The sequence below is a fragment of the Moorena sp. SIO3B2 genome, assembly GCF_010692525.1.
Lineage (GTDB): Bacteria > Cyanobacteriota > Cyanobacteriia > Cyanobacteriales > Coleofasciculaceae > Moorena > Moorena producens.
Genome location: NZ_JAAHHE010000356.1, coordinates 1 through 5,937, shown reverse-complemented (window position 1 = coordinate 5,937; position 5,937 = coordinate 1). Strand labels below are relative to the sequence as shown.

The following is a 5,937-nucleotide window of genomic DNA, read 5'->3' as shown; positions in this document are numbered from 1 at the left end:
CGATCGCTGACGGCTTAACCCTAGCGCTGAAACGTCCTTAGAGAACCAGGGTAAGGGCAAGAATAAATCAGGAGGCATTATTATCAACAATATTGATAAAACAGTGCGATAGTCCTGAGAATCAAGGATTAACCCTTTTCTGTCACTCTCCGGTTATAATAAGTAGAAAAAGAAAAAAAAGAAACTCTACAAGGTAAGCACAGCAATAGATGTAGAGGAACAAATCCTAAAACATTTAGCCAGGGATACCCAGGCAACAGTATCAATAATAGATGAATATTGTCAGAGATTAGTTTAAATTATCCAGCTTTTTTATCTTTAAATCAATCGGCAGAAGTGGCCAATGAGGTGACAGATACTGATGATATCCAGGTGATTAATCATCAACAATGGAATTATGAAGGTGGATGGAAGAATGTGTTAAACAATTTTCGTTTACTGATTCAACCCATCATGATGTTATGGCTTATTTTTCCATGGTTAGATATTTTACCTAATAGTAAGTTAGGCCTGGGATTGAATCAGCTAATTAGTGAAATTAATCAATGTCAATCCTTTTTTTATTCTGGATAATCTGGCTTATTTGTTAATCATTGAATTCGGAAAGTGACAGAAAAGGGATAAATTCCCTGCGGGCTTACCCCATGGCTAGAAGCAAGGGGCTTGCGCCCTTAGACTTTTCGGTCAAAATGTAACACAGTGCGATCAAGCCCGCTGCTAGGTTAGGTTAAGTTAAGTAACCCAACAATCTCACTAAATTAATTTAAATTACTTCCGTTCAAAGGAGGCAATCAAAGGGTTCTCAGAACTTAAGTATTGATTGATTGCTGACAAGGCTTGAGGTTGATGGGAAACATGAGCATCAATGAATAAACCAATTGTTTCTGCTAGCAAATTCCGTAGTAGGTCTTCCGGTTGAGATGCTGGATAGTCTAGGAAAGCTCTACCAGTAGTGGAATCAGATGGATAAGCAATAGAGAAATGATTGGCTCCCTCTAGAAGTAGCAGATAACTATCGTCTCTGCCCCCTGAGATCGATTCTCTAAAAGTGCGTAACACTGGAGTGGTTGCTTGTTCCCAAGTTACTCCATAGCGGTGGCTGCTGTTGGCAATAACTCCATCACAGGTTCCTCCAATCAGCATTAATGGTAAAGCATCAGGTAAAGGTAAGATTTTGCCCGATGGATATCCTAGTTGCTTTCCTCCTGCTGTATGTGCACCATAGGCAAAAGAAGCCACAATTTGTGGAAAGAAGCGTGGATTTGCACTTTCAATTGCAACTCTGCCCCCAGCGGAGTGTCCTCCTAGAATGATGTGTTTTAAATCAAGCAGGCCAGCTAGAACTCCGTTAAGTTGTAATTTCTCTAATGCTACCAATAGGCTTGGTAAAGCAGAGGCTGTTGGAGCTGAACCATAGGTGTTTGGAGCCCACATTGCGATGTCAACACCTGGAGTCAGACCTACTATACCAGGTAAGTTTTCGGCAACCCAGGAGAAAGTGACAACCACAAGCCCACGTTCTGCCAACTTAATAGCAAGCCACTGATATACTTCCGGACTACAGTTTATGCCATTAAAGAAAATGACGACTTTGAAGGGAGACTGCTGAGGATCAGCAGGAACAATACCCATATTTTGTTCCTGATCGCTGCCTGACATCAGGGCTGGATAGAAAACTTTCAAATGAATGGTGTCATATGGAGAGGAAGCATCTTCTACTTTGGTAGACTGAAAAATTGCTCGAATAACCATACCACAAAAACTTATTTATTCAGATTTTAATCAGCTTATCAATTACAGCGAGCTTTGAAGCACACCAATAGATGGAAGGCTAACGGCCTTGAGGCTAGCGGCGCGAGACCAACTCTGGGAAAAGCCAAATTTTGCCGTCTTTGATATCTAAATGAACGATAGAACGGTAAATCCGATTCAAATCTTCCCAACCCACATTCATCCACTGGTAATGATCCCGAACAGTGTCAAAAATTAGTTGTACTTCCACCTCATCATTAGAAACATCATCCTGGGCGTACTGGTTCAGTAATCTCTGAACCTACTCGCGGTATTGAGCTACTTTCTCCATTCAACAATCACCTCATTGGCTGGATCATACACAATTATCAAGACCTGATACTGTTGTATCGCAGGATGCTTTAGCCTACAGGTCTGCTGTCAGAGTAGTAAGTTATGACTGCTATTGCTGAGGAGCTCAAGCCTACACTCCCCTAGCCTCGCGAGTGTAGCTAGGTCACTACAAAAGACTACAGGAAGAATTATGCCGTGGAGTGTCAAACACAAAATCCGTTAAAGTATGTAAATAAGCGAAGTTACCTTTTTAACCCAGGCACAATGGTATCCTCATCCTCGATTGCTGTCAGAGAACTCCCCATATTTCCCCTACCTGAAGTAGTTTTATTTCCTGGACGCCCTCTGCCGTTACACATTTTTGAATTTCGCTACCGAATCATGATGAACACGATTTTGGATAGCGATCGCAGATTTGGTGTCTTAATGTGGGATCCTGTTAAACAGGAACCAGCTACAGTTGGCTGTTGCGCTGAAGTTATCCACTTTCAGCGTCTTCCCGATGACCGGATGAAAATAGTAACTTTAGGTCAGCAGCGGTTTCGGCTCTTAGAGTACGTTCGTGAAAAACCCTATAGGGTTGGACTAGTGGAATGGATTGAAGACCAGCCACCTGCTAAAGACCTCAAACCAAAGGCAAAAGACGTCGCACAGTTATTGCGGGATGTTGTGCGTCTTTCCGCTAAGTTGACCAACCAGAAAATTGAGCTACCAGAAGACCTGCCCGATCTACCGATTGAGTTGTCTTACTGGGTTGCTAGCAATCTGTATGGCGTAGCCTTAGAACAGCAGGCACTTTTAGAGACCCTGGACACGGAAAAACGTCTAGAACGGGAAACAGAAATTCTCACTTCAACTCGCAATCACTTAGCAGCACGCACTGTACTCAAAGATGCATTGACTTAAGCTTTAATTGTAGCGTTTCTCATAGCTATGAGGTACACAGGATTTTTGGCCAGATCCGCTGCTCTCGACTCCCGACTCCCGACTCCCGACTCCCTACTTCCATTAACCCAGAACGAAAGTACCTCACCCAATTAATAACTGCTATAACAGTTTTGTTCACGGTTGACGGTTAACTGTTGAAAGTAAAATTATCAACATTTATGAGGGTGTAGCTGCCAAAAATCTTGAGGATTTCCTGATCAGGAATTATTTCCTCAAGAGCAGCTTTAAATAATGGTGTATACAGATCTGATTCCAGTTCAATAAAGAATATGTACTCACCAAGTAATCGTTTGGTGGGACGAGACTCAATCCGACTTAAATTAATACCTCGACGGGCAAACACCTGGAGTGGTTTAGACAAGGATCCAGGTATATTAGCAGGAGGACTAAATGCTAAGGAGGTATGACTACCTCCAGGAGATGGCTTTAAACTCAGCACCCAAAACCGGGTGAAATTATCGGGATAGTCATTAATGTTAGATGCCAGTACTGGTAGAGTGTAAAGCTTTGCTGCTCGTTGAGAAGCGATCGCTGCTGCATTGTGATCTTTGTCCAAAAACTGTAGCGCTTCAGTAGTGGAGTTGGTAGGTACCAGTTGCACTGATGGCAGAAAATGCTCTAACCACCCCTGACACTGAGCCAGGGCTTGGGGATGGGAATAAACAGTTTTAATGTCTGCTATGGTTGATGCCCGTGACATCAGACAATGTCTGATGGGCAAAACCAGAGCCTGTTGGATTTGTAGCTGATCTAGTTGCCAAAGCCGATCTAGTGTCATGGCGACACTGCCTTCAATGGAATTCTCTACAGGTACCACTGCTAGATCAGCTTGTTGGTTAGCTACTGACTGTAAGGTTTGGCCAATGCTGGGATAAGCACACAAGAGGGATTGCTGACCCTGTTGTTTCTGGAGTCGCTCAGCATAAGCTGTGGCAGCGGCTTCTGTATAAGTTCCTGGTGGTCCGAGATAAGCAATAGAAAGTGACATAATAGAAAATCTAATTTTAAAGTAGCTTGAAGGTTAGCAGCTTGTTATTTAGTAAAGAGATGTGATTATTTTTTAGTGTGAACATAAATCAGTATTGAGTTTGATGATATAGTTATAAATGTTATCTAGAGTATGGCGGTTGAATTGTAATAATATAATTAATAATAAATTAGGATTATATCAGATTTTAAGTTACTTGGTATTTATCAAAATGTTAACTGTAAACTATTGAAAAAAAACACTACTAAGTTCGTCAGTATATCAGTTATTATTAGCTGGGGTATTTTTAGGCTTGTTTGGGAATCGAGGAACCGATAAACAGCAAGCGGGAATATTCTATTTTAAGAGTAAAGCTGGGTATCTTGATCTGCCCTAGTTAACGTTTATTTCTTTCATGATGGCATCGGTTTTTGAAAATTTCCAACCCCTAGCTGCGATCGCTACCACTCCTACTGGGGCTCAAATCCTGCAACCCCTGTGTCAAACTACTGGTGCAACTCTTTGGGTACCGAATTCTCTGAGCACCCTAGAACAGGTTGCTGTCTACAAGGGTTCTCTCAAAGACCACATTGCCTCCCTCTGGCCAAACCACCGTGCTTTGGTGTTTTGTTTGGCAGCCGGAGCAGCGGTGCGCTTAATTGCTCCTTTGTTAACGGATAAGTCCAGTGATCCAGCAGTTGTGGTAGTTGATCAAGGGGGAGGTTTTGTAATTAGTTTGTGTAGTGGTCATCAAGGGGGGGCAGATCAACTGACACGGTTAATTGCTTCCCAACTCGACTCAACGCCTATTTTAACGGGAGCAGCAGCGGATTTAGGTCTACCTGGAGTTGATGTCTTAGGTATTCCCTTTGGCTGGTATCGGGGAAAAGGGGATTGGACTAGAGTCAGTGCTGTGGTTGCCCGTGGGGAAATAGTACAGGTAATTCAAGAGGCTGGTTCCACTCTTTGGCAAGCTCATCTTAGAGATGGACATCCTTTTTATTTCGGATTTCCAGAGGATAGCGCTACAAGTGAATCCGAGTCGATCTCACCTAAAGCCAGGATTTGGATTAGTCCCACCCACCAGCAATTTTCTCCAGAATCGGATTTACCAAACGTGCAGTGGTATCCACGGGTAATGTGGGTGGGAATTGGCTGTGAGCGAGGAACATCGAAGCAGTTGATTGAAATGGCGATTCGGCAGACCTGTGAGGGTTATGGTTTATCAGAAAATGCGATCGCAGGAATTGCTACTATTGACCGCAAAGCCGATGAAGTCGGCATAGTCCAATTGTGCCAAGAGCGCCATTGGCCTTTACGCACTTTCCCAGCTGACGTACTCCGTTCCGTAACCGTACCCAACCCATCGGATGTGGTGGCGGCAGAAGTTGGTACTCCCAGCGTTGCCGAAGCAGCAGCTCTCTGTGGCGCTAGAGGGTTGAAGGTTAGCAAGTTGTTCGCGAAGCGTGGCCTTTTGGCCAAGGTTAGCAAGTTGAAGGTTGAAGGTTCTAACCTACAAGCGACTAACTTACAAGCGACTAACCTTCAACCCTTATTAGTTCCCAAACAAATAGTCAAATCAGCTAATCAACCAGGAGCAGTAACTGTAGCGATTGCTCAATCCCCAGTAGAATACACTGGACGTATGGGGAAACTGTTGCTAGTGGGTATCGGTCCGGGAAATCTTGACCAAATAACCCCAGCCGCTAAAACGGCTATATCCAGCGCTGATGCTGTGATTGGTTACTCCCTCTATATCAATTTAATTTCAACCTTGCGACGTCCAGGACAAATTATCGAAGCCTTACCAATTACCCAAGAAACCCAACGAGCAAAACGGGCTATTGAACTGGCTGAGTGGGGATTAACGGTAGCAGTGGTTTCCTCTGGTGACTGCGGTATCTATGGTATGGCGGGGTTAGTCCTAGAAGAATTGC

At 43.6% G+C, this 5,937-nt stretch carries 5 protein-coding genes and 1 pseudogene; 3 read left to right on the top strand and 3 right to left on the bottom strand.

What is annotated here, in order from left to right:
* Positions 1-279: 279 nt before the first annotated feature.
* Positions 280-573, top strand: a complete 294-nt coding sequence (locus F6K38_RS33460; protein WP_287295962.1) for a hypothetical protein — start codon at positions 280-282, stop codon at positions 571-573.
* 195 nt (positions 574-768) lie between these two features.
* Here F6K38_RS33460 and F6K38_RS33455 read toward each other — a convergent pair whose 3' ends face one another.
* Complete coding sequence (locus F6K38_RS33455; protein WP_008185462.1) at positions 769-1,752, bottom strand: alpha/beta hydrolase family protein; 984 nt, start codon at positions 1,750-1,752, stop codon at positions 769-771.
* Positions 1,753-1,873: 121 nt separating this feature from the next.
* Positions 1,874-2,041 (bottom strand): annotated as a pseudogene (locus F6K38_RS33450) (element excision factor XisI family protein); the annotation flags it as partial.
* Between the two features lie 308 nt (positions 2,042-2,349).
* On the opposite strand from F6K38_RS33450, the gene F6K38_RS33445 reads away from it, so the two are divergent.
* A complete protein-coding gene (locus tag F6K38_RS33445; RefSeq protein WP_008185458.1) occupies positions 2,350-2,991 on the top strand; it encodes an LON peptidase substrate-binding domain-containing protein in 642 nt (213 codons plus the stop codon).
* Between the two features lie 169 nt (positions 2,992-3,160).
* Here F6K38_RS33445 and pheA read toward each other — a convergent pair whose 3' ends face one another.
* Positions 3,161-4,021: a prephenate dehydratase gene (gene pheA, locus F6K38_RS33440; protein WP_008185455.1), complete on the bottom strand. Its 861-nt coding sequence runs from the start codon at positions 4,019-4,021 to the stop codon at positions 3,161-3,163.
* 397 nt (positions 4,022-4,418) lie between these two features.
* Between pheA and F6K38_RS33435 the strand changes: the two genes are divergently transcribed.
* Positions 4,419-5,937 (top strand): cobalamin biosynthesis protein (locus F6K38_RS33435; protein WP_287359395.1); only part of this gene is annotated, 1,519 nt, incomplete at its 3' end.

Bases quoted from the DNA above. Each gene is read 5' to 3' on its own strand.
- F6K38_RS33445 (WP_008185458.1), top strand. From the start codon at position 2,350: ATGGTATCCTCATCCTCGATTGCTGTCAGAGAACTCCCCATATTTCCC.
- pheA (WP_008185455.1), bottom strand. From the start codon at position 4,021: ATGTCACTTTCTATTGCTTATCTCGGACCACCAGGAACTTATACAGAA.
- F6K38_RS33455 (WP_008185462.1), bottom strand. From the start codon at position 1,752: ATGGTTATTCGAGCAATTTTTCAGTCTACCAAAGTAGAAGATGCTTCC.